The organism is Pontibacter saemangeumensis, assembly GCF_039541895.1.
GTDB classification, from domain to species: Bacteria; Bacteroidota; Bacteroidia; order Cytophagales; family Hymenobacteraceae; genus Pontibacter; species Pontibacter saemangeumensis.
The window spans coordinates 502696-524020 of the sequence record NZ_BAABHC010000014.1 but is presented as its reverse complement, the minus strand read 5'-3'; the positions used below and the strand labels follow the sequence as shown (position 1 = coordinate 524020).

The following is a 21325-nucleotide window of genomic DNA, read 5'->3' as shown; positions in this document are numbered from 1 at the left end:
ATATATCTCCCCCGCTTTTATATATCTCCCCCGCTTTTATATATCTCCCCCGCTTTTATATATCTCCCCCGCTTTTATATATAGGGTTTGAGTTCCGGCTGTGCTTACTCCCGGACAGGGTCCATGCCCTCAGGCACCAGGCTGCGCAGGTAGTCGTAGGTCGCGTATTGCGAGCGCACGTCGGTAGGGGGGGAAGCCGGTATATAGCTGTTGTCCACGTCACGGGCTTTGTTGTCGTCGGCCAGCTGCAGGTCGATGATGGTGCGCAGTTGCTGTACCAGGTCCGGCTGCAGCAGCGGGAAAGCCACCTCCACACGCCGGTTCAGGTTGCGCGTCATCCAGTCGGCCGAGGCCACGTAGTACTCTTCGTCCCCGTTGTTATGGAAGATGTAGACCCGGGCGTGCTCCAGGTAGCGGTCCACGATGCTGCGCAACCGGATGTTCTCGCTCACGCCCTCCACGCCCGGCACCAGGCAGCAGATGCCCCGCACCAGCAGCTCTATCTGCACCCCGGCCTGGCTGGCGGCATATAGCTTTTTGATCATGCGCTCGTCCTGCAGGGCATTCATCTTCAGGATCATCCGGGCGGGCTGGCCTTTCTTCGCATGCCTGATTTCCCGGTCGATGAGGCGCACGAACTTCTCCCGCATGTTCAGGGGTGCCATCAGCAGGTGCTGGATTTCCTTGTCGGGCTGGCCGTCAATCAGGAAATTGAATACCTGCTCCACGTCTTTGGTGAGGCGGCTGTCAGAAGTGAAGAGCGCGTGGTCGGCATATATGGTGGAGGTGTCCTCGTTGTAATTTCCGGTGCTCAGGTACGCGTAACTCACCAGCCTGCCGCCCTCGTTGCGGGTAATCAGGCCCAGCTTGGAGTGTACTTTCAGTTCGGCGGCGCCGAAAATTACGTTTGCGCCCGCCTTCTGCAGCTTGCCGGCCCAGAATATATTCGACTCCTCATCAAAGCGCGCCTTCAGTTCCACCACCACCGTCACCAGCTTCCCGTTTTTAGCGGCTTTGGCCAGTGCCTTGGCAATGGCCGATTTGTCGGCCACGCGGTACAGGGTGGCGCTCATGGCCGTCACCTTGGGGTCCTCGGCGGCCTCGTTAAACAGGCGCAGCACGTAGTCGAACGATTGGTACGGGTAGTGCACGAGGTAGTCCTGTTTCTGCATGGCGGCCAGCATGCTTGGCTCCTGCTCCAGGAGCGGGTGTACCAGCGTGGGCTGCGGCTGGTACTTGAGCGCCGGCAGGTCGAAGTCCGGGAACTGGAAGAAATCGCGGAAGTTGTGGTATTTGCTGCCATCCACCAGCTCGTCTTCAGTGATGCCGGTGTGCGCCATCATCATGTCCAGCAGGTCCTGCGGTGTTTCCGGGTCGTAGAGCAGGCGGGCCGGGTAGCCGGTTTCGCGCTTCTTCAGGCTCTTGCGGATCTTGGCCATCAGGTTGCCCGACACTTCCTCCTCGATATCCAGTTCGGCATCACGCGACACCTTCACAGCGTGGGCGTCAAACTGCTTGTACTTATCGAACATCAGGGGCAGGCAGAAGCGGATCACGTCGTCGATGAACATCACGTAGCGCTGGTTGCCCTCCGTTGGCAGCTTCACAAAGCGGCTGCCGTGCTTTTTGGTAGGGATTTCCAGCATCGCGTAGCGCTCCGGCTTGCAATCCTCCTCCGTCTTCGGCCCCCACATCTTTATACCGAGGTATACGGTCTGGTCTTTCAGGAAGAGGTGTGTCTCTGTTTCGTCGAGGATGATAGGCAGCAGCAGGGGCTCCAGTACCTCATCAAAATACGCCTGTACCCACTCCTGCTGGGCCGGGTTCAGGTCGTGCTCCGTCAACAGGTGGATGTCGTGCTCGCGGAGGCCCTTCAGGATCCCCTCCCGGAATACCTCCCCGAACTCCTCCTGCTGGCGCTTTACCTCCTGCATTACCTGCCCAAACGTGTCGGACGGGTCCTTTTGCAGTTTCCTGCGTGTTTTTTCCTTTAGTTTGATCAGGCGCTTGAGGGTCGCCACGCGCACCTTGAAATACTCGTCGAGGTTAGACGAGAAAATGGCCATAAACTTTACGCGCTCCAGCAGGGGCACGCGCGGATCCTTTGCCTCCTGCAGTACTCTGTAGTTAAAAGCCAGCCAGCTCAGCTCCCTGTCGATCAGGGGATAAGGGGTCGTGGCTGTGTTATCGTTGTCTTCTTGCATGTGGTTTTCTTTCAGCCGCCTCCCCTGTGTGAAGGGTCGCAGGCCGCAATGTTATTTATAGTTCTTCGGGAAGTCATAAAAAAGCATGGAGGCATTCTTCTTGCTGATGTCCTTCCAGCTGCTGCACTTAAACTCCAGTGCCACGACACCCGCGGTGGGCAGGCTGGCCACGTGCTCCGGAGTCAGCAGGTTTGCAAACTCGGTGATGGCCTCGTTATGGCCCACCATCATCAGGAAAGCCACATCGTCGGGCACGTTCTTCACCACCTCCAGCAGGTCTTCTTTGCCGGCGCCGTACATGCGCTCGTCCACGGCAATGTCGTCGGGCTCGTAGCCGATCTCCTTGCCCACGAGCGTGGCGGTGGTGAGCGCCCGGACGGCTGGGCTTGAAATGATCAGGTTGGGCTGAACGCCGCGGGCAGCCAGCTCCTGGCCGATGAGCGGTGCGTCGCTGCGGCCGCGCTTGTTAAGCGGACGGTCGTGGTCGCTGAGTTCCTCAAACTCCCAGCTCGATTTGGCGTGCCTCATTATATATAGCGTCTTCATATTCTGTTCTCTAGCATACGTGCCGGCTGCCTTAAAAGCGACAGTGGGGGCATTGCTACTTACTCCAACTATTGGCAAATGGTTGTGCCCTGCCGGGCGCGGCTTCGCCCGCCTCCGGTGCCAGCGCCTGCACGGACACCGGAGGCAGGCCGTTGTTATATAATAAGTCTCATATATAGGTATGATTATTGCCAAAAATTAAATCAAGGTTTGTGTTTGCTATTAAACTTATAAACATTTATATAGTACATTTAAAAACATATAGTGCGTGAAGCTTGTGTTAAAGTAACGAGGCAGTAGGTCTGCAGGTATATATAACAGGGCGGGCGGCTCTTATTAAAAGTAAAGATTATCATGATTTCAATGGTCACGGAAACAGAGTATGCTTTGGCGCTTGATGCGGCGAAGTTCAGGTCTACGAACAGCGTATGGAACGAACTGATGCTGAACGACCCCTGGTCGGTGGGCTACGTTACCACGCTCATCGAACTTAAGCCTTTCTCTGAAAAGGAGGAGTGGGAGGCTTTTTATTACCGCAGCGGTGAGGAGAGGGAGGTGATCATCTCGCGCTGGGATGAGGCCACACAGGCCGCCCTGCAGGATACATTGCTCATCAAAAGGGACAGGAACTATGTCCGCGGTCTCAACTGGAACCTCAAAAACCTGAATACGCAGTTCGGCAGAACGCGGGATAGGCTGCACGAAAAGGGGGAGATACTATATAGCCATGTGAAGGGGAATGGGTATGGCCTGACGGTGGATGAGTGCGTGGAGTGCGTACGTTTCCGGGTTATATGCGAAACCTGGAACGGCGTGATCATCCGGGAGCGCAATACCGTCAAGACGCTACAGGCGCTCTATCCGCAGGTGGAGTTCCGCAAAGTGGAAGGCGTGATAGACCATAGCTATGCGGTGGATTACGAGGCCTATGAGGGCGGGATGTTGCGCTATGCGCTGCAGGTAAAGCCCAGGTCCTATACCGGCAATGCCACCTACCTGCTGAATGCCCGGCAGGCCAACAGCCGGAAAAACCAACTGTACAAAGCCCGCTTCGGGGCACCCGTTTACGACATCATTTCAGATTATAAAGGAAACATCCTCAACACCGAGGTGCTTAAAAACCTATAACCGCCTGCTTGCTTTTGCCTTTCTTTTCAGGGGCGGGAGCCGGGCGCTCCTCACTGAAGTCTGCGCTGCCGGCGGGGGTGTATTGCGCCTGGAACAGCAGTTCCTCCTCTTCGCTGCGGCGGATGGCGTTGACGAACGAGAAGCGCATGCCTCGCTCCTGTGAAGTGATCACGGGCAGGCCGAAGCTTTCGTTGTAATGTTTGATTGCGTCCTTTTTTGGGTCTGCGAGCCGGTTCCGGATAAACTCCCTGTGCTGCACCACCCGGTTGCGGGTATAGGCGTTTAGCTGCGCCACATCCTGGTCCAGGATATTGCCGCTGATGATGCTGGCAAAAGCGCCGTCTATTTCATATCCTACGCTGTTGCGCTCGGCCGCGAGCGCGGCCACGGTGGTGGTTCCGGTTCCTAAGAATGGGTCCAGCACGGTGTCTCCCTTCACTGAGTACATGCTGATGAGCCGGTATGGCACTTCAAACGGGTAAGCCGCGCTGCGCGCCCTCGTTTCTGCGTTTTTGATGCCCTGCTTTGTGCCCTTCAGATCCCACAGGTCCGAGAACCAGCAATTCCGCTCCTCCCAGAAAAAAGCGCTCTGGTTGCGCAGCTGTTTTTCCTCTGCCGATTTAAACACCCGCTTGCCGCCCTTCCGGAAGATCAGGATCCACTCGTGCTCCAGCGTGACATAGGCGCCCGCCGGCAGCATGCCTGAACCCATAAACTTGTTGGGGGCGTTGGTCTGCTTGCGCCACAATATGTTGGGCAGGTTGGCCAGGCCCAGTTGCAGAAAAGTGGAAATGATGCGCGCGTGGTTCGGGTAAAGCGCGAACTTCCCGCCGAGGGTGCGGGTGGCGTCGCCGATGTTGATGCAGGCAAAGCCGCCCGGTCGCAGGACCCGCTCCACTTCGCGCCATACCTTGTCCAGTTCCAGGTGCATCAGCTCGAAGGCCTCTTCGCCTCTCATATCCGCCAGGGCAGCCGCGATGTCATTACTTTGCTGCGCCATTATCCCATCCCACATCTCAATCATGGGGTAGGGTGGGGACGTAACGACAAGATCAACGGAGGCGCTGGCCAGGGCATCCATCTTTTGGGCGGCGCCCAGTATAAGGCGGTGTTGGGTTGTCATGGGTATAGGGGCGCGTCCGGTTCCGCCCCGCCTGCCTTTGTATATGATTTATACGGCGGCAGGTGGAGCGGAACACAGAAAGCGCGGCGATTAGACGTTGTTTGGGTAGCGCTGGTAATGGAGTTCTGCTACCCGGCGTTGCAGCTCATCGCGCAGCTCATCGATGTTGATTTTGTTTGTGGCGGATATAAACAGGGCAGGGGCGTGCATTTTCGCCATATAGGTTGCCTTCAGGTCCTCGATAGACGGGCGCACTTCGGCACCATCCTCGGCCATTTCCTGCTCCCGCTGCTGGAGGTAAAGGTCTACTTTGTTGAACACCAGCAGCACCGGCTTCTCCGCAGAATTGATGTCTTTCAGCGTCTCGTTCACCACGGCGATGTGGTCCTCAAACGAGGGGTGCGACACATCCACCACGTGCACCAGCAGGTCGGCCTCGCGTATCTCATCCAGCGTGGATTTAAAGGACTCGATCAGCTTGGTCGGGAGCTTCCGGATAAACCCGACGGTGTCGGAAAGCAGGAACGGGACGCTCTCCAGCACGACCTTCCGCACGGTGGCGTCTACGGTGGCAAACAGCTTGTTCTCGGCAAACACCTCTGATTTGGAGAGCAGGTTCATCAGCGTGGATTTGCCCACGTTGGTATACCCCACCAGCGCCACGCGCACGATGCCCGAGCGGGCTTTGCGCTGCTCAAAGTTCTGCTTCTCGAATTTCTTCAGGCGGTCGCGCAGCAAGGCAATCTTATCGCGCACGATACGGCGGTCCGTCTCGATCTCGGTTTCACCCGGTCCTTTCATTCCGATACCGCCTTTTTGCTTGGAAAGGTGCGTCCAGAGGTTGGTGAGGCGGGGCAGCAGGTACTGGTACTGCGCCATCTCCACCTGGGCGTGCGCCTGGGCGGTTTTGGCGCGCAGCGCAAAAATATCGAGTATCAACAGGCTGCGGTCCACGATCTTCACCTGCAGCTCGCGCTCGATGTTGCGCACCTGCGAGGCACTCAGGTCATCGTCGAAGATCACCATGTCCACGTCGTGCTCTTTCACATAGGCCCTGATCTCTTCCAGTTTACCGGTCCCCACAAAGGTGCGGATATCGGGTTTGTCGAGCTTCTGCACAAAGCGCTTTAAGGTAGCGGCGCCCGCCGTCTCGGTCAGAAAGGCAAGCTCATCGAGGTACTCGTTGGTCTGCGCATCGGTTTGGCGGTAGTTAGGTACGGACACCAGCACAGCGGTTTCCTGTGGCTTTGCGGTCTCGTAGAAATGCTGTTTCCCCATTAATTAGTCTTTTTCAGCGTGATGGTATAAGCTGCCAGCGCCTCTGTCTCCTGCTCCGTCAGTTGTTCTCCGAAGCCGGGCATCAGGCCGCGGCCCTCCTCAATAACGTTAATTCTGTCGTTTAGGCTCAAATTGCTGCCGGTTAAATTAGCAGCGCCGGCCGTTCCCTTCGCTCCGTCCGCGCCGTGGCAGTTGGCGCACAGCTGGTCATATATGGACTTGGCGTTCGCCAGTTGCGCCTCACTCATAGAGGCCACGATGCCCTCCTGCGCGCTCTCCGACTGGCTCAGGCCCGCGTCGCCGGTCTCCGCGGCATCTGCCTCGGGTGTGGCCGTGGCGGAGTTACCGGCCGAGGCGCCGTCCTTGTCCATGGCCAGGCTCTTGGTCTCTGCCACGCCGTACACGTAGAGGAAGATGAATAGCGCCAGCACCGTCAGTACCTTGTTTTCGCGCTTGATGCCCACGATACCCAGTGGGATGGCCACCAGCACCAGCACGACTTTGATAATCAGCCAGGTGGGGATGCCGCCGTTGTATAGGAACAGCAGGTAGCCCCCCGTCAGCAGGATCAGCGTGCCGAAGATCATGTCCAGCACCTTTGTCTTGCTTCTCATCTTGTCCAGGGCCGCGCGCTTGTTCAGCAGCAGCAGCACCGCCTTTATGGCAAACAGGATCAGGAAAAGCACGACTACCAGAACATGGGTATGCAGGAATGCGATAGGAGGCATAGGGATATGATTTTGGTTTTAGGGTTGATGCAGATTTGCTGCAATTTACTTTAAATTTTCTGATGCTTCTGCTAAAATGGCTAACTTACGACTTTTTAGCCATAGCCCGATTCTGCTCCCGAGCTGATTTGCCCTTTATGCGGATAGCCCTCGTCATCAATACATCCTGGAATATATATAACTTCCGCATGAGCCTGATAAAGGCGCTTCTGGCAGAGGGGCACGAAGTGGTGGCCATGGCACCCGAGGATGCGTACTCGGGGCGGCTCGTAGCGGCAGGGTGCAGGTTTGTAGCGGTGCGGATGGAGCAGGGGACCAACCCGTTCGAGGACCTGCAGCTCACCTGGCGCCTCTATCAGAAATATAAACAGGTGAAGCCGGACGTGGTGCTGCATTACACCATCAAGCCGAACATCTATGGGGCCGTGGCCGCCCACTGGGCCGGCATTCCCGCCATCAACAACGTGTCCGGCCTGGGCACCGTGTTCATCACCAGCGACTATATATCCAGGATCGCCCTGCGCCTGTATAAATTTGCTTTCCGGTACCCGGCGAAGGTGTTTTTCCAGAACCAGGACGACCGCAGGCTTTTCCTGCGCAACAACCTCGTGCGCACGGGCATCACGGAGGTGCTGCCGGGCTCCGGCATAAACCTGCAGGAGTTTGTGCCGGCAGCGGCGTACAAGCGGCACGAGCCGTTCGTGTTCCTGATGGTGGCGCGCGTGCTCTATGACAAAGGCGTGGCGGAGTTTGTGAAGGCCAGCAAACAGGTACAGGAGAAATGCCCCGGGGTAAAGTGCCAGTTGCTGGGGCAGGTGGACGAGCGGAGCCGATCCGGAGTGAAGCGGCGGCAACTGGAGGAGTGGCTGGCAACCGGTGTGATCGAGTATCTGGGCACCACCGATGAGGTGGCCGCCGTGGTGCGCAACGCCGACTGCGTGGTGCTGCCCTCTTACCGCGAAGGCACGCCCCGCACGCTGCTGGAGGCGGCGGCCATGGCCAAGCCCCTGATCGCGACCAACGTGCCGGGCTGCCGCGAGGTGGTGCAGCAAGGCGTTAACGGCTACCTTTGCCGCGTACGCAGCGCGGAGGATCTGGCGAATAAAATGACGCAGATGCTGCAGTTGCCGGACGAGGAGTTGGAGCGCATGGGGAAGGCCAGCCGTCAGTTGGCAGTCACTCGCTTCGACGACCGCATCGTAATCCGGAAGTACCTGCAGGCCATAAAGGAAGTAACCGGTTTGTAGGGAATTTGAAGACCGGGTTTTGAGTTACTGGACAGGAAAAAAACCTTGCTATTCAAAGCTCAGTCATTCAGAATGAAGAAGGCTTTCAACAAAGGCAAAGTTTTGCTAAGGGTATATATAAACAGCTTTTAAAGAATAAGTGAAATAAAATGGAACATAGAATTTTCCACATCGAGGGCCTGATAGAGTTTTTGCCGCGCGTTTTCAGGGATGAGCGGGGCTATTTTTTAGAAACCTTCAGCCTGAAGTGGTTCGAGCCGTTTGGCATGCAGCCAAACTTTGTGCAGGACAACCAGTCGGTGTCGAAGGAGGGCGTGCTGCGCGGGCTGCATTTCCAGAAGCCGCCGCACGCACAGGGCAAACTGGTGCGGGTAACCTCGGGCAAGGCATTGGACGTGGCCGTAGACCTGCGCAAAAACTCCCCGACCTTCGGGCAGCATGTATCCTGTGTGCTGGACGCCGAGAAGCACAACCTGTTTTATATACCCGAAGGCTTTGCCCACGGTTTTGTAGCCCTGGAGGACAACACGACCTTCCTCTACAAATGCACCGACTTTTACAACCAGCCTTCCGAAGGGGGCATTCTCTGGAACGACCCCGCGCTGGGCATCGACTGGGGCATCGCCGCGCCGCTGGTGTCGCCGAAAGATGAGGTGCTGCCGCTGCTGCGGAATTTTGTCTCTCCCTTTTAGGGGCAGGACGCATATATAAATCAGAGGCATATTAAAAAAACGCAGGGCCTGAGCATATATGCTCAGGCCCTGCGTTTTGAGGTTCTATGGGCAAAAGTATAATCCGCCTTTGCTGTGGCTTTAGACCGGCAAAAAAGTTGTTGGTGAGAACACCAACACCGGCTGCAACACCAACAACGGCTGCGAAACGGCAGCGAGGAGAAAACGCTAAAGATTGAAGCCGAAGAGCCTCGTTTATATATACCTGGGTAGGTCCTTCGGCTTCTGTTTTATGCTCATTCTCTTCGCAGCCTTTGTGACAAAGCCTCTGAGGCTACAGCACCTCCACGAGCGTTTCCAGGCCCATGCCGCGGGAGCCTTTCACGAGGACATAACTGTCGGTAACCGGGTGCTCCTGCAGCCATTGCTGTAGCTCCGCCTTTGTTTCGAAGTGCAGGAAGCTGCCTTTCGCCGCTGCGGCATAGCGCATGTCTTTGCCGCAGAGCAGCACTGTGTCGAACGGTTGCGCAGCTACCGCCTCCCCCAGCGCCCGGTGCTCGGCCTCGCTCTCAGCACCCATCTCAAACATATCCCCCAGAATCACGACTTTGCGCGGCGCTTTCATCGTGCCGAAGTTGCGCACGGCGGCGGCCATCGAAGTGGGGTTGGCGTTGTAGGCGTCCAGGATGATGGTGTTGGTGCCTTTCTGCAGTACCTGCGAGCGGTTGTTGACGGGGCTGTAGCCGGCGATGGCCTCATTGGCCTGCTGCAACGGCACGCCGAAATACTTGCCGATGCAGGCCGCCGCCGCCATGTTCTCGTAGTTGTAGCTGCCCACCAGCTGCGTCTGCACCACGTTGCCTTCCTCGTCTTTATATACCACGTAGGGCGATGCCTCCAGCAGTTCGCTGTGGTAGTAGTCGCCGGGGGCGGGGTATGTGATCTTGTCTTCGATGCGTCGGCTCATGCGCACCAGGTGCTCGTTCCCAGTGTTCAGGAATACGGTGCCGCCGGACTGAAGCAGGTGCACATACAGCTCGCTCTTGCCGCGCGCCACTCCCTCCAGGCTTCCGAAACCCTCAAGGTGCGCCTTGCCAATGTTGGTGATCAGGCCATGCGTGGGCAGGGCGATGCTGCAGAGCAATTCAATCTCACCTATATGGTTGGCGCCCATCTCAATGATGGCCATCTCATGTTCGGGTTTGATGCGCAGCAGCGTGAGCGGCACCCCGATGTGGTTGTTCAGGTTGCCCTGCGTGTAGAGCGTGTTAAACTTCCGGCTTAGCACCGCATGCACCAGCTCCTTGGAGGTGGTTTTGCCGTTAGAGCCCGTAATGCCGATCACCGGAATGCTCAACTGGCGGCGGTGGTGGCGTGCCAGCTCCTGCAGCGTCTGCAGGGTGTCCTCCACCACAAAAACGTTTTCCGCCGCCAGGGCAGGGTCATCCACCACGGCATATTTCGCTCCTTTCTCCAGGGCGGGCAGAGCGAACTTCGCTCCTTTGAAACTGGGGCCGTTCAGGGCGAAGAACAGGCTCTGGTCCTGCGCCGCCCGGGAGTCGGTGCTCACATGGCGGCACTCCAGGTACTTTTGATATATAAAGGCAATGCTGTTCTGCATGAAATCCGTATTTTTAGCGTTATTAATGCGTTCCGGGCTGCTGTCCCGTTCGTGGTAGCAACAGTCTTCCGCTGTGGCAATATACATTCAAAACCTTAAAAGCGATAGCACCCGCCAGCGCCGCTGCCGAAATAAAGCAGCGGGCAGACAGACGCCAACCGCCTCCTCCCCATGAAGAAGTACCTGATTCTTATATGCTTTACGCTTTGCTCTATGGCACTGGCCATAGCCCAGGAGCAGGAGCCGCTGCAGTTCCGCTTCCGGCACGATGTGCCTGTGGCTGTGTCGGGCAGGCAGCTCGCCACTCCCTGGAGCGGCGGCCTCAACACCCCGCAGTTCTCCACCATCGACCTGAACCGGGACGGGCAGGAGGATCTTTTTATTTTCGACAGGCAGCTGCGGAAGGCGTACACGTGGCTGGCCGTGCAAAAGAACGGGCAGTGGCATTGGCAGTACGCGCCTGCCTACGAGGTGTTTTTCCCGGCTGAGCTGGAGAACTGGGTGCTGCTGCGCGACTATAACTGCGATGGCCTGAAGGACATCTTTACCAGCAGTCCGCTTGGCCTGAAGGTCTATAAGCAGGAGACGGATATGGCGGGCCAGCTGAAATTCTCGCTGGCCGAAGAAGCGCTTTTCTACAAGGACAACAGGATAAACATGCAGATGCAGAGCGCTGACATCCCCGCTATTGCCGACGCAGACGGCGACGGTGACCTGGATATCCTGATTTCGGAGTTTTCCAGGGGGCTTACGCTGGAGCTTTACCGTAACCAGCAGGCAGAGCTGGGCCTGGCGTGCGGCACCCTGCGGTTCGAGCAGCAGACGAACTGGTGGGGCGGCATCACCGAGTGCGACGGCTGCGACAACTTTGTGTTCGGGGCCTTCTGCCGTGTGGCGGCGCCGCAGCACACAGGCCACGACGGCTCTGCGCTGTTGCTGTTGGATACGGACGCTGACGGCGACAAGGACCTGGTGATGAGCGGTGTACAGTGTGAGAACCTGGTGCTGATGGAAAACGAGGGCACTTCCGAAAACGCCGAGATGCGGGGCTTCTCGCCCGCTTTCCCGGCGGCGCAACCGGCCTCCTTTCCCATTTTCCCGGCGGCTTACTATGAGGACGTCACCTTCGATGGCATGCCAGATATGCTGGTGGCCCCGCAGGCAAGCCATCGCCTGACGGCTATTGACCTGGAGCATTCCACATGGCTGTACTGGAACGCGGGGGCAGTTGATCAGCCTGATTTCCAGTTTGTGCAGAACGATTTCCTGCAGGGGCAGACGGTGGATGTGGGCGAGGGGGCCTTTCCTGCTTTTGGCGACCTGGACGGCGACGGCGACCTTGACATGCTGATCGGCAATGCCGCCGCTGCCCGGGGCGGAACCCACAGTGCCGCGCTCCATCTGTATCGCAACACCGGCACTGCCTCGGCACCCGCCTTCGAGCTGGTGACAAATGATTACCTGGGCCTGCAGCAGAAACTGCTTTTCAACATGAAACCCGCTTTTGCCGATCTGAACGGAGACGGTGCCTCTGATTTGGTGCTCAGCTATAAAACGGCACAGGCTAACACCAGCCGCATCAGTTATATCCCGAACAAAGCCGCCAAAGGCCAGGCTGCGCAATATGATTTTGAGGAAGCGCGGTTGGTGCAGGCTATCCCGGAGAATGCCTCGCCTGCTTTTGTGGATGCAGACGCAGACGGCAGACTGGACCTGCTGCTGGGCAGGAGCGACGGAAGCCTCGTGTTTTTCCGTAATACAGGAAGCCAGGCCGCGCCTGCCTACACAGAAGAAAGCACCCCTCTCGACAGCCTTGGGCAGGATTTTACCCGCCGCTTCCTGCATCCAGCCACCGCAGACCTGGACGGCGACGGCGCCCCTGATTTGCTCACGACTGACGAGAGCGGCACGTTGCGCGTGTACCGTAACCTTACGGCCACCTTACAGGGTAACAATGATTTAACCGCTGAAACCGAGTTGCTGGAGAACGAGCTGCTGGAGGGGCTTCAGGCGACACGCTTCGGCAAGGGCCTGAGCATTACTGCGGCACCGCTGGGCGGAGAGAACACGCTGTACCTCCTCATCGGCACGCAGGGCGGCGGGTTATATATGCTGGAACAGGTAAGTGGCAACAGCGAAGCGCCGACCACGCCCGATGCTGGCCTGGCCCTGGAGGTGTACCCCAACCCCGCTGACAGAAGCGCCGCAGAGGGCGTGCAGGTAAAAGCCTCGGAGCCGGTTGCCTTGCAGGTATATGATGCCATCGGCAGACGGGTGTACCGCACCCCCGGCGGCTACAGCCGCAGCCATGCAGTGCCGCTACAGCACCTGCGGGCGGGCATGTATATCATCCGGGCCACTTCCGAAAGCGGGAAGCATGTCTCGTCAAAATTCGTGGTGAGGTGATGGAGGCATTTCTTTACCTGGACCTGACGGCTGCCGTTGCTTACCGGAAGGCGCTGCCGGAGCAGGTGCAGCAACAGCATCCGGCGGTGGCAGTGCTTGACATCGACGCAACCTCGGGTGAGTTGGTGCTGCACTACGCCCTGCGCCTGCTCCGCGAAAGCGAGAAGGCCGTGGTATATATAAAAGCCGATGCTGCCGTTACAGGCATCGGTGCCATACTGCCGCTTCTGGAGGAGCTTTTTCAAAGCCCGGGAAACAGCTTGATTTTACTGGAAGGCGAACACCCGCGCCTCCTGCGCATGCTGCAGGCGCGCCCGCAGGTACAGTTTGCACAAATAGAAGAGGAAAACGCGCTGGGAGAGGTGAGGCAGTTCCTATATAAAGAGGCTTAGCCATTGCAGCCCCCATTCCTGAATCAGGAGCCGCAGTTTAACCTGATATAAACAACTTCCGCTCTCACATTAAAACAGCTGAAACCCATCTGCATCTCTATGTGCCGGGAAAGCCTCCCTAAAATCAGACAGTTCGCGCTTGCTAAGTGTGAGGGTATGGATGCCTTCCGCCTGGCTGGTGTCAAGGAGGTGGTAGCCTTTGGGGTGGATGATTGCGGAGTCGCCGGAGTAAGGATGGTTGTTGCCGTCGGTGCCGACGCGGTTCACGCCAACCACATAACTTATATTCTCGATGGCGCGCGCCTGCAGCAGGGTGCGCCAGGCCAGGCTGCGGGCCTGCGGCCAGTTTGCTACATAGAGTAGCAGGTCGTACCTGCTGGCTACATTGCGGCTCCACACCGGGAAACGCAGGTCGTAGCACACCAGGGGGCATATGTTCCAGCTTTTCAGCTCCACCAGCAAGTGCTCTTTGCCAGCGGTGTAGGTGTGGTGCTCTTTCGCCATCCGGAAAAGGTGGCGCTTGTCGTATATGGCATAGCTGCCATCGGGGCGCACCCAATACAAGCGGTTAAAATACTGTTGCTGCTCCTTCACCATCACGCTGCCGGTTATCACCGCCTGGTGCTGCTGCGCTTCCCGCCGCATCCAGTCCAGCGTCGGTCCTGCTGCTTCCTCTGCCAGTGCGGCGGCCTCCATGCTAAAGCCGGTTGTGAACATCTCGGGCAGCACGACTAGGTCTGTCTGCGGCGCGGCGGCCGCCAGCTTCTCCGAAAACACGGCGCAGTTGGCTTCCCTGTCCTGCCAGTGCAGCGGTGTCTGAACGATGGTGACGCGTAAGTCCATTTTTGATTGTTGTTCGTTTTCGTTGATGGTTTCCTGAGATGAGCCCAGGCTAAATTGTCTGTACAGCTTATTCAGCAGAGATGCGTCTGCTGTGCCGCAGGCATGGTTATATATAATTCATAACCGAACCAGCTTTTCAGCAGCAGCCTGCAAGGTTTCCTCTCCTTTGGCAAAGCAGAAACGCAGGTACTTGTGGTCGGTCTTGTCGTGGTAGAAAGCAGACACGGGTATAGCGGCGACGCCCGTTTCCTTCGTCATGCGTTTTGCGAAGTCCAGATCATACTCGTCCGAGATATTATTGTACTTCGCCAGTTGAAAATACGTGCCTGCCGAGGGAATCAATTCAAACCTGGAGCCTTTCATCTGCTCCAGGAAGAAGTCGCGCTTGGCCTGGTAAAAATCCGGCAGCTGCAGGTAATGCGCCTCCTCTTCCAGGAAGTCGGCGAGGGCCATCTGGAGGGGCGTGGGCGTGCTGAAGGTGATGAACTGGTGCATCTTGCGCAGCTCGGCGGTAAGCGGGGCCGGCGCCACGGCATAGCCGATTTTCCAGCCGGTGGTATGGTATGTCTTTCCGAACGAGGAGATCACGATGCTGCGTTTGCGGAGTTGCGGGTGCTGCAGGGCGCTGTAGTGCTGCTGCCCGTCGAACACCATGTGCTCATATACCTCGTCGCTGATCACCAGGGTGTCGGTACCCTCCAGCAGGTTCGCCAGCATGTCCATATCCTGCTTCGTCATCACGGCGCCAGTCGGGTTGTGGGGCGTGTTGATGAGAATAAGGCGCGTGCGGGTAGAGATGCGGCGTTTCACCAGGTCCCAGTCCACACTAAAATCCGGCAGCGCCAACGGCACATACACCGGCACACCGCCGCACAACCGGATAACGGGCGCGTAGGAATCGTAGCAGGGCTCCAGCAGCAACACCTCATCCCCGGTTTTCACCACCGCGGTGATGGCAGCGTTCAGGGCCTCTGTTGCCCCGGACGTTACCGTCACCTCCGTATCCGCATCGGGCAGGTAGCCATACAGCTTTTCTGTTTTAAGGCTGATGTTCTCACGCAGCTTCGGCACACCGGCCATGGGCGCATACTGGTTAAAGCCCTGGAGCATATAGGCATGCACCAGCTCGATCAGGGGCGCAGGGCAGTTGAAGTCCGGGAAACCCTGGGACAGGTTAATCGCCTTGTGCGCGTTGGCCAAAGCCGACATTACCGTGAAAATGCTCGTGCCTATATCCGGCAGCTTGCTGGAGGGGTAGTTGATCATGAGGTGAATGGCTTGTTCAAAGCATACTAATTTGCAACGGGAATCTCTGTATTAGGTTTTTGACACCAGCTGCTGCACCAGGTGCTGCAGCGTCGGCACTGCATCCGCCTCGAACCACGGGTTGCGCCGGAGCCAGAACTGGTTACGGGGTGAGGGGTGCGGCAGGGGCATATACTGTGGTAGGTAGGCATGCCAGCTGGCGACTGTTTCGGTGAGCGTGGGCCTGGCAGCGCTCCCCAGAAAGTGGTCCTGCGCGTACTTCCCGACAAGCAGCGTGAGCTGTATATCCGGCAGCAGGCCCAGGAGTTGCCGGTGCCAGTGCTGGGCGCACTCCGGGCGCGGGGGCAGGTCGCCGCTTTTGCCTTTGCCCGGGTAGCAGAAGCCCATCGGCACGATGGCAATCTGCGAGGCATCGTAAAACGCGCCTGGCTCCAGTCCGAGCCACTGCCGCAGCCGCTTGCCGCTCTGGTCGTCCCAGGGAATGCCGCTGGCGTGCACTTTGGTGCCGGGCGCCTGCCCCACAATCAGCAGCCTGGCGGTGGCTCCGGCGTGCAGCACAGGGCGCGGGCCCAGCGGCAGGTGCTCTTCGCAGAGGCGGCAGGCCCTGACCTGCTGCAGTAAATCTTCTAAAACCGACATGGTGCGGCAAAGATACAAAGTATAGCGGTAACAGGACAGCGCCAGCGCTTTTCAGAAACTTCAGTGCTGAAATTTAGTAAAGAAGGGGGATGCTTCCGCATGTTGATATACCCCGGCTGCTGCAGGCGCTGTTGTGCATTCTCCTGCTTTGCCTGCCGCCCTCGCCGGCACAGGCACAGGAGCCGGCTATCTATAAAAATGCGGTCACCGCTAAACTGTTTGGGGTATCGGTGCACCTGAGGGAGAGCCCTTACCCGGAGATGTTCCCTAACCGCCTAGATGATAAAGGGTACATCACGTTTAACTATGGGGCCATTGTGGGGTATGACCGGTTCGTGGTGCGTGACGTGATCAGCGTGCGAGTAGAGCAGGGCCTGTATGCCGATTGTGCCGCCAAACTGGCGGGCTTTACCCATATAGGCTGGCGGGGCCTTATCTTTCGCAAGGGCAGGCATTCGCTTAACGGCGGCATTGGCCCCACGCTAGTGTACCGGCGCGACTGGAACGAGAATGACGCATACGTGGACGACGGATACTTTAAGCGCCACGGTGAATGGCAGTACAAGTTTTACTGGTACGCCGGCGAACTGGAGTATAACTACAGGCTGAAGGGAAGAACAGACCTGTCGGTGAACCTGGTGCCGGGAATTCCGGAGCTTGTCTCGTTCGGCATCGGGCTGCGGAAACGGTTCTAAGGAGCCTCCCAAAACAGCGAAAGCCGGAATTACCCGGCTTCTGTTGTATGATAGGAGAGACTGTACGCTATCGTTGGTTTCTGTTGTCCCTGTCCCTCTCCTCCCAATACCTTTCATGGTCAGGCAGGCCCCGCCTGCGGCGGCGCATGTCGTCCGGGTCCGGTATGGTTTCATTGTGCTGCCAGCGGTTTTCTGCCCGTTGGTTGTTTCTGTCGAAGTTCACGTCGCGCTGGCGCCACGAGATGTCGCTTTGCTGCTGCTCGTGGCGCGGATGCTGTTGCCGGCGCTCGTTCGGGAGCCACTCCTCCCGTTGCTGCTGAAAGTGCCCCTGCTGCTCAAAACGGTCGGAACCACGGGGTGGCCATTCGTTTTGGTGCAGGTTTAATGGAGGGGACGGCTCGCCCCAGCGGCTCTTAAAATCGTTGAAGTTCTGGTCACGCCTAAACTCCTCCGGATGCTGCTCCCGTCGGTGGCGCGGGTCCCGGTGGTGGGGGTGGCGTGGATCGTTTTCGTCGTGCTGCATAGTCAATATCTTTAGTGTGAATAAATTACGCTTTTGGCCTTTATAAAGGTGTACGGGGTGGTAATGAGTATGTTTGCCCGGGGGCTAAACCGAATTTACAAAAAAACAAAGCCAGCTACAAGAGCTGGCTTTGCCATTTGGTTGATAGAGCGGGGCTGTCGCCGGATTTGTCCGGTCAGTGCCTGCTTTAGCGGCGATAGCGGCCTGAGCGGTCGCGGTCGTTGTCGTCATGCCCTTTGTCGGACTCATCTGCCCAGCGGGGGCCGCCCTCGTACCCTCTGTCGAAGTTGCGGTCACGGTACGCATTGGAGCCGTAGCGCCTGTGTGTGTCGAGTCGGTCTTCGTTGGACTGGTAGCGGTTGCGGGGCTGGTAGTCCTTTTCGTCCGAGTGCCATATGTCATTCCAGGTATCCTTCACACGGTCCACAATGCCACGGTCGTCGTGTTGGCGGTTGTTGCGGCGATCGTTGTCATCGTCCGGGGTATACCGGTTTTCACGATACCAGTTGTGCGAGCCGCTGCCGTAGCGGAAGTCCGTGTCTTTGTAGCGGCTTTCGCCCCCCGGGCTGTCCCGCCAGGGGTCGCTATGATGCCTGCTCACATCGTCGTGGCTGCTCTCCAGCGGGCCGCCAGGGGTTTGGGGCCTGCGCATGCTGTGTCTTTCATCCTGCTGGTAATGGCCGCTGCCGTGGTTGCCGTGGTCTATAAAAGAGCGCTCGTTTCGGTACGTGCTGTCAGAGCGGCTGCCGTAGTGGTCGCTGAGGTGCGCGTTCCGCCCCTGGTTGTACGAGCTGTGGCTGCTGCCTCCCCTGCGGTAATCGCTTTCGTTGCGGTTAGGCCGCTCACGGTCCTGCGCGCCGCGGGGATTGGGGCCTGTATGGAAGAAGTTGCCTTCGTCCCACTTGCGGTCGTTGTCGCCGCGGTAGCCGTAGCGCTGGCCGCTGCTTTGGTGCTGTTGCCTGTCCTTGTTATATAACTCCCGGCCTATCTCGTGGTTTTCACCTTCGCTGCCGTTAGGGTTCATTGGTTTGTTTGCCATAGTTTTATCTCCTGTTAAAATATTCCTGATATAAAAGCCCTTTTAAAAGGCGGGCTCCTATATAGTTACGGTATTGCTGTGGCGATAGTTAGGAAGGGGGCGGCACGGCATAAAAAAGCGGCACCCTTCCTGGAGGGGTGCCGCTGCGAAAACGCCCTGAACGGGCGGCGTTAAAAGTACGTCTGTATGATTTCGCGCACGTCAGACTCCGTCAGGGGTTTGGAGTAGTGCCTGCGCACGTCCGGGAACTGCTTCAGCTTCTCAAGGTCGTAGAAGCTGGCCGAGGAGGTAAGCATGAGCATCACGGTGCCTTCTCTCTCCCTTTCCGCCACTTTCTGGTATTCCTCCAGAAACTCAAAGCCATCCATGCCGGACATTTTGATATCTACGAAGATCAGGTCGGGGCGCGGGTAATCAGGTGTGCCGGTAAAAGCCTTGTGCAGATACTTGATGGCCTCCTCACCGTCTGTCACCACACGAATGTCCGAGGCAATCTCCATGCGCGACAGCAGACGGTGATTCAGGTAATTCGTCGTCTCATCGTCGTCGATCAGGAGCACCGTATTTAGTTTTTTCATGGTTTCATCGTTTGCGTGCAGGTAAAACTAACTCTTTTTCGGCTTAAAGTACAGGTAAAAGGTAGTGCCTTCGTCCAGCGTGCTTTCAATGTTTATATAGCCGCCGTGGTTTGTCAGGAGCCTGTTTACGATATATAGCCCGAGGCCGGACCCGTTTACGTGGTTATGAAAACGTTTAAACATCTGGAACAGTTTGTTCTGGTGTTTGTTCAGGTCGATGCCCAGGCCATTGTCTTTTACCTCCAGCTCAATGTAGTCGCCTTTCAGCCGTGTACGGAGGCTGATCTCGGGCACCCGGTTAGCGGAGCGGTATTTAAGGGCGTTGCTGATGAGGTTGAAGAAAATGCTTTTCAGGCTGGCCTTGGTGAAGGGCAGCGCAGGCACCAGCGAAAAGTCCGTTACGATCCGGGCCTCCGTCTCCTGCAGCAGATCCTGCAGGCTGAGCTGCACATCCTCCGTCAGGGGCTTCAGGTCAACCATCTCCAGCTTGTGAGCCCGCACCCGCTGCACCTTCACCACGTCTGACAGGTCCTGGATGGTGTTGTGGATCTGCTGCAGCGACCTGTCGAACATTTCCATCATCTTCGGCGCCTCCGGATCCCGGAACACGGCGATGCGCATCAGCTCGGCAAATATTCCGGCCATGTTGACAATGGGTAGCTTCAGATCGTGGGAGGCGGCATACACAAAGCTGTCCAGGTCGTGGTTGATGCGCTCCAACTCCAGGTTTTTCTCTACCAGTTCTTCTTCGGCCCTCTTATGGTCTTCGATGTCGGTGCAGGTGCCGAACCACTTGATGATGGCGCCCTCGGCATCGCGCATAGGCAGCGCGCGCGCCAGGTGCCAGCGGTAGTTGTCGGTATAGATGTTGCGCAGCAGCACCTCCATATAGTAGGGCTCTCCGGCGGTGATGCTGTTGCGCCATGACTCGACAAAGGCCTGGCGCTGGTCCGGGTGGATAGCGGGCAGCCAGCCCATATCCTCGGTCTGTTGCACAGACATGCCACTGTAGTCGTACCAGCGCTGGTTTATATAGTCGGTGGCGCCGTTTGGCAGGGCGCTCCAGACGATCTGCGGGATAGACCCGGCCAGGAACTGGAATTTCTGGTTACTCTCCCGCAGCGCCAGCAGCATCTGCTTCTGGTCCTCAATGTCTGTTTGCGTGCCGATCCACCTTGAAATTTTCCCGACCTCATCATATATCGGTACAGCGCGCAGCAGAAACCAGCGGTAGGTTCCGTCTGCCGCTGATCTCCAGCGGCATTCCGACACGAAAGTGCTGCCGGAATCGATGGCCTTCTCCCACGTACTGAGCGTCTCTGCAGTGTCGTCAGGGTGCAGCAGGCGCAGGATATCCTCGCGGTGCAGCCCCTCGATCGGTATGCCGGTGTAGTCGTGCCAGCGTTGGTTGCCGTAGTCCAGGGTGCCGTCGGGCAGGGCGGTCCAGGTCATGAGGGGGAGCGACTCCAGCAGCGCCCGCGACCAGGCCAGGCTTGCCTGCAGCTGCTGTTCGTGCTGCCAGCGGGCCGTTATGTCGAGCATGGCGCCGACCATCCGCACGGGCGCTCCCGCATCGTCGCGCAGCACGTTGCCTTTGTCCTGCACGATCTTGTAGGACCCATCGGCGCATTGGAAGCGGTATTCGTCCTCCCAGTCTGATGCCCCGCTGTCGATGGCCTGGTGTATAGAGGCCCTGACGCGCTGGGCGTCCTCCGGGTGTATATGCTGTGTCCAGGACGCGATGGTCAGGTTTGCGCTGTTCGGGAAGCCGAAAAGCGCCTCATAGCCATCATTCCACCAGATGGTGTCGTTGCGCAGGTTCCAGTCCCAGATCACATCGCTGGTGGCCATGGCAATGCGCTGGAAGCGCTCGGTACTCTCCTTTCGCTCCTGCTCAGCCAGGACCTGCCCAGTCACATCGCGCACCTCGTGAATGATGTAAAGGATCTCCCCGTCTTCTCCGAAAACCGGGGAGCTGCTCAAGCGCCAGTAGCGCGTTTCGTAGTTACCGCGCTCGCTGATGACATCGTAGCGCTGCGCGGGCAGCAGGTGCGGTTCCCGGTGCGTGAGCACATGCCGCAGCGAGGCCTCTACCGTTGCCATGGACATCGTCTCCTGCGCATCGGGGTTTTCCGGAAACGCGTCGAAAACATAATGGCCTATCAGCTTTTCGCGGGAGGAGTGGGTCGCCTGCAGGTACGCGTCGCTGACGGACAGCACATGCAACGCAGGCGACAAGATGATATATAGACCCGGCAATACCTGGAAAAGGTGCTTAAAGTCGAGTTCGATAGGCCTTGCAGGCGCATTTTCCATAAAAAAGGTTTACCGGGCGGAGGTGTATCCGCATGGTGCTGAAAGTAAATATACCAGCATTGCGTTGGGGGATTACTGTAAC

19 protein-coding genes are annotated in these 21325 nt (G+C 57.8%); 6 read left to right on the top strand and 13 right to left on the bottom strand.

Features of this window, described 5'->3' with window-relative positions; all coding sequences use genetic code 11:
- Window positions 1-104: 104 nt before the first annotated feature.
- Window positions 105-2204 carry a polyphosphate kinase 1 gene (ppk1, locus tag ABD920_RS12925; protein WP_345159575.1) on the bottom strand — a complete coding sequence of 700 codons (2100 nt, stop codon included), beginning with the start codon at window positions 2202-2204 and terminating at the stop codon, window positions 105-107.
- 51 nt (window positions 2205-2255) lie between these two features.
- Window positions 2256-2732: a SixA phosphatase family protein gene (locus ABD920_RS12920; RefSeq protein WP_345159573.1), complete on the bottom strand. Its 477-nt coding sequence runs from the start codon at window positions 2730-2732 to the stop codon at window positions 2256-2258.
- A 372-nt stretch (window positions 2733-3104) separates the two neighbouring features.
- Between ABD920_RS12920 and ABD920_RS12915 the strand changes: the two genes are divergently transcribed.
- The gene (locus ABD920_RS12915) at window positions 3105-3878 is read left to right on the top strand and encodes a hypothetical protein (protein ID WP_345159571.1); all 774 of its coding nucleotides are present in this window, start codon (window positions 3105-3107) and stop codon (window positions 3876-3878) included.
- Here the strand turns inward: ABD920_RS12915 and ABD920_RS12910 are convergent.
- The 3 genes from ABD920_RS12910 to ABD920_RS12900 form a co-directional block, all read right to left on the bottom strand.
- On the bottom strand, window positions 3865-5001 hold the full coding sequence (locus tag ABD920_RS12910; protein WP_345159570.1) for a DNA-methyltransferase: 1137 nt from the start codon (window positions 4999-5001) through the stop codon (window positions 3865-3867). The genes ABD920_RS12915 and ABD920_RS12910 overlap by 14 nt on opposite strands.
- Window positions 5002-5091: 90 nt before the next feature.
- Window positions 5092-6279, bottom strand: a complete 1188-nt coding sequence (gene hflX / locus ABD920_RS12905) for a GTPase HflX (RefSeq protein WP_345159568.1) — start codon at window positions 6277-6279, stop codon at window positions 5092-5094.
- Window positions 6279-7007: a SirB2 family protein gene (locus ABD920_RS12900; RefSeq protein ID WP_345159567.1), complete on the bottom strand. Its 729-nt coding sequence runs from the start codon at window positions 7005-7007 to the stop codon at window positions 6279-6281. Before ABD920_RS12900 ends, hflX begins: the two co-directional genes overlap by 1 nt.
- Before the next feature lie 137 nt (window positions 7008-7144).
- Here ABD920_RS12900 and ABD920_RS12895 point away from each other — a divergent pair, with 137 nt between their 5' ends.
- Window positions 7145-8254: a glycosyltransferase family 4 protein gene (locus tag ABD920_RS12895; RefSeq protein WP_345159565.1), complete on the top strand. Its 1110-nt coding sequence runs from the start codon at window positions 7145-7147 to the stop codon at window positions 8252-8254.
- Window positions 8255-8403: 149 nt separating this feature from the next.
- Window positions 8404-8946 (top strand): dTDP-4-dehydrorhamnose 3,5-epimerase, encoded by a 543-nt coding sequence (rfbC, locus tag ABD920_RS12890; protein WP_345159563.1) that lies wholly within the window; start codon window positions 8404-8406, stop codon window positions 8944-8946.
- Between the two features lie 313 nt (window positions 8947-9259).
- Here rfbC and ABD920_RS12885 read toward each other — a convergent pair whose 3' ends face one another.
- Window positions 9260-10546: a UDP-N-acetylmuramoyl-tripeptide--D-alanyl-D-alanine ligase gene (locus ABD920_RS12885; protein WP_345159561.1), complete on the bottom strand. Its 1287-nt coding sequence runs from the start codon at window positions 10544-10546 to the stop codon at window positions 9260-9262.
- Between the two features lie 213 nt (window positions 10547-10759).
- Here ABD920_RS12885 and ABD920_RS12880 point away from each other — a divergent pair, with 213 nt between their 5' ends.
- Both ABD920_RS12880 and ABD920_RS12875 read left to right on the top strand, forming a co-directional pair.
- The gene (locus ABD920_RS12880) at window positions 10760-12952 is read left to right on the top strand and encodes a T9SS type A sorting domain-containing protein (RefSeq protein ID WP_345159559.1); all 2193 of its coding nucleotides are present in this window, start codon (window positions 10760-10762) and stop codon (window positions 12950-12952) included.
- Window positions 12952-13344 (top strand): hypothetical protein, encoded by a 393-nt coding sequence (locus tag ABD920_RS12875; protein ID WP_345159557.1) that lies wholly within the window; start codon window positions 12952-12954, stop codon window positions 13342-13344. Before ABD920_RS12880 ends, ABD920_RS12875 begins: the two co-directional genes overlap by 1 nt.
- A 69-nt stretch (window positions 13345-13413) precedes the next feature.
- Here the strand turns inward: ABD920_RS12875 and ABD920_RS12870 are convergent, their stop codons facing one another.
- The 3 genes from ABD920_RS12870 to ABD920_RS12860 all read right to left on the bottom strand — a co-directional run bounded on the left by ABD920_RS12870 (window position 13414) and on the right by ABD920_RS12860 (window position 16092).
- Window positions 13414-14187, bottom strand: a complete 774-nt coding sequence (locus ABD920_RS12870) for an amidohydrolase (protein WP_345159555.1) — start codon at window positions 14185-14187, stop codon at window positions 13414-13416.
- 117 nt (window positions 14188-14304) lie between these two features.
- The gene (locus ABD920_RS12865; protein ID WP_345159554.1) at window positions 14305-15453 is read right to left on the bottom strand and encodes a methionine aminotransferase; all 1149 of its coding nucleotides are present in this window, start codon (window positions 15451-15453) and stop codon (window positions 14305-14307) included.
- A 51-nt stretch (window positions 15454-15504) separates the two neighbouring features.
- Window positions 15505-16092, bottom strand: a complete 588-nt coding sequence (locus ABD920_RS12860) for a uracil-DNA glycosylase family protein (RefSeq protein ID WP_345159552.1) — start codon at window positions 16090-16092, stop codon at window positions 15505-15507.
- Window positions 16093-16181: 89 nt separating this feature from the next.
- Between ABD920_RS12860 and ABD920_RS12855 the strand changes: the two genes are divergently transcribed.
- Window positions 16182-16787 carry a hypothetical protein gene (locus ABD920_RS12855; protein ID WP_345159551.1) on the top strand — a complete coding sequence of 202 codons (606 nt, stop codon included), beginning with the start codon at window positions 16182-16184 and terminating at the stop codon, window positions 16785-16787.
- Window positions 16788-16854: 67 nt separating this feature from the next.
- Here ABD920_RS12855 and ABD920_RS12850 read toward each other — a convergent pair whose 3' ends face one another.
- The 4 genes from ABD920_RS12850 to ABD920_RS12835 all read right to left on the bottom strand — a co-directional run bounded on the left by ABD920_RS12850 (window position 16855) and on the right by ABD920_RS12835 (window position 21243).
- On the bottom strand, window positions 16855-17310 hold the full coding sequence (locus ABD920_RS12850; protein WP_345159550.1) for a hypothetical protein: 456 nt from the start codon (window positions 17308-17310) through the stop codon (window positions 16855-16857).
- A 187-nt stretch (window positions 17311-17497) separates the two neighbouring features.
- Entirely contained in the window at window positions 17498-18349 is an 852-nt protein-coding gene (locus ABD920_RS12845) for a hypothetical protein (protein ID WP_345159548.1), read from the bottom strand.
- 170 nt (window positions 18350-18519) lie between these two features.
- Entirely contained in the window at window positions 18520-18927 is a 408-nt protein-coding gene (locus ABD920_RS12840) for a response regulator (RefSeq protein WP_345159547.1), read from the bottom strand.
- Window positions 18928-18954: 27 nt separating this feature from the next.
- Window positions 18955-21243: a PAS domain-containing sensor histidine kinase gene (locus ABD920_RS12835; protein WP_345159545.1), complete on the bottom strand. Its 2289-nt coding sequence runs from the start codon at window positions 21241-21243 to the stop codon at window positions 18955-18957.
- Between the last annotated feature and the right edge of the window lie 82 nt (window positions 21244-21325).

Bases quoted from the DNA above. Each gene is read 5' to 3' on its own strand.
- ppk1 (WP_345159575.1), bottom strand. From the start codon at position 2,204: ATGCAAGAAGACAACGATAACACAGCCACGACCCCTTATCCCCTGATC.
- ABD920_RS12920 (WP_345159573.1), bottom strand. From the start codon at position 2,732: ATGAGGCACGCCAAATCGAGCTGGGAGTTTGAGGAACTCAGCGACCAC.
- ABD920_RS12915 (WP_345159571.1), top strand. From the start codon at position 3,105: ATGATTTCAATGGTCACGGAAACAGAGTATGCTTTGGCGCTTGATGCG.
- ABD920_RS12910 (WP_345159570.1), bottom strand. From the start codon at position 5,001: ATGACAACCCAACACCGCCTTATACTGGGCGCCGCCCAAAAGATGGAT.
- hflX (WP_345159568.1), bottom strand. From the start codon at position 6,279: ATGGGGAAACAGCATTTCTACGAGACCGCAAAGCCACAGGAAACCGCT.
- ABD920_RS12900 (WP_345159567.1), bottom strand. From the start codon at position 7,007: ATGCCTCCTATCGCATTCCTGCATACCCATGTTCTGGTAGTCGTGCTT.
- ABD920_RS12895 (WP_345159565.1), top strand. From the start codon at position 7,145: ATGCGGATAGCCCTCGTCATCAATACATCCTGGAATATATATAACTTC.
- rfbC (WP_345159563.1), top strand. From the start codon at position 8,404: ATGGAACATAGAATTTTCCACATCGAGGGCCTGATAGAGTTTTTGCCG.
- ABD920_RS12885 (WP_345159561.1), bottom strand. From the start codon at position 10,546: ATGCAGAACAGCATTGCCTTTATATATCAAAAGTACCTGGAGTGCCGC.
- ABD920_RS12880 (WP_345159559.1), top strand. From the start codon at position 10,760: ATGGCACTGGCCATAGCCCAGGAGCAGGAGCCGCTGCAGTTCCGCTTC.
- ABD920_RS12875 (WP_345159557.1), top strand. From the start codon at position 12,952: ATGGAGGCATTTCTTTACCTGGACCTGACGGCTGCCGTTGCTTACCGG.
- ABD920_RS12870 (WP_345159555.1), bottom strand. From the start codon at position 14,187: ATGGACTTACGCGTCACCATCGTTCAGACACCGCTGCACTGGCAGGAC.
- ABD920_RS12865 (WP_345159554.1), bottom strand. From the start codon at position 15,453: ATGATCAACTACCCCTCCAGCAAGCTGCCGGATATAGGCACGAGCATT.
- ABD920_RS12860 (WP_345159552.1), bottom strand. From the start codon at position 16,092: ATGTCGGTTTTAGAAGATTTACTGCAGCAGGTCAGGGCCTGCCGCCTC.
- ABD920_RS12855 (WP_345159551.1), top strand. From the start codon at position 16,182: ATGCTTCCGCATGTTGATATACCCCGGCTGCTGCAGGCGCTGTTGTGC.
- ABD920_RS12850 (WP_345159550.1), bottom strand. From the start codon at position 17,310: ATGCAGCACGACGAAAACGATCCACGCCACCCCCACCACCGGGACCCG.
- ABD920_RS12845 (WP_345159548.1), bottom strand. From the start codon at position 18,349: ATGGCAAACAAACCAATGAACCCTAACGGCAGCGAAGGTGAAAACCAC.
- ABD920_RS12840 (WP_345159547.1), bottom strand. From the start codon at position 18,927: ATGAAAAAACTAAATACGGTGCTCCTGATCGACGACGATGAGACGACG.
- ABD920_RS12835 (WP_345159545.1), bottom strand. From the start codon at position 21,243: ATGGAAAATGCGCCTGCAAGGCCTATCGAACTCGACTTTAAGCACCTT.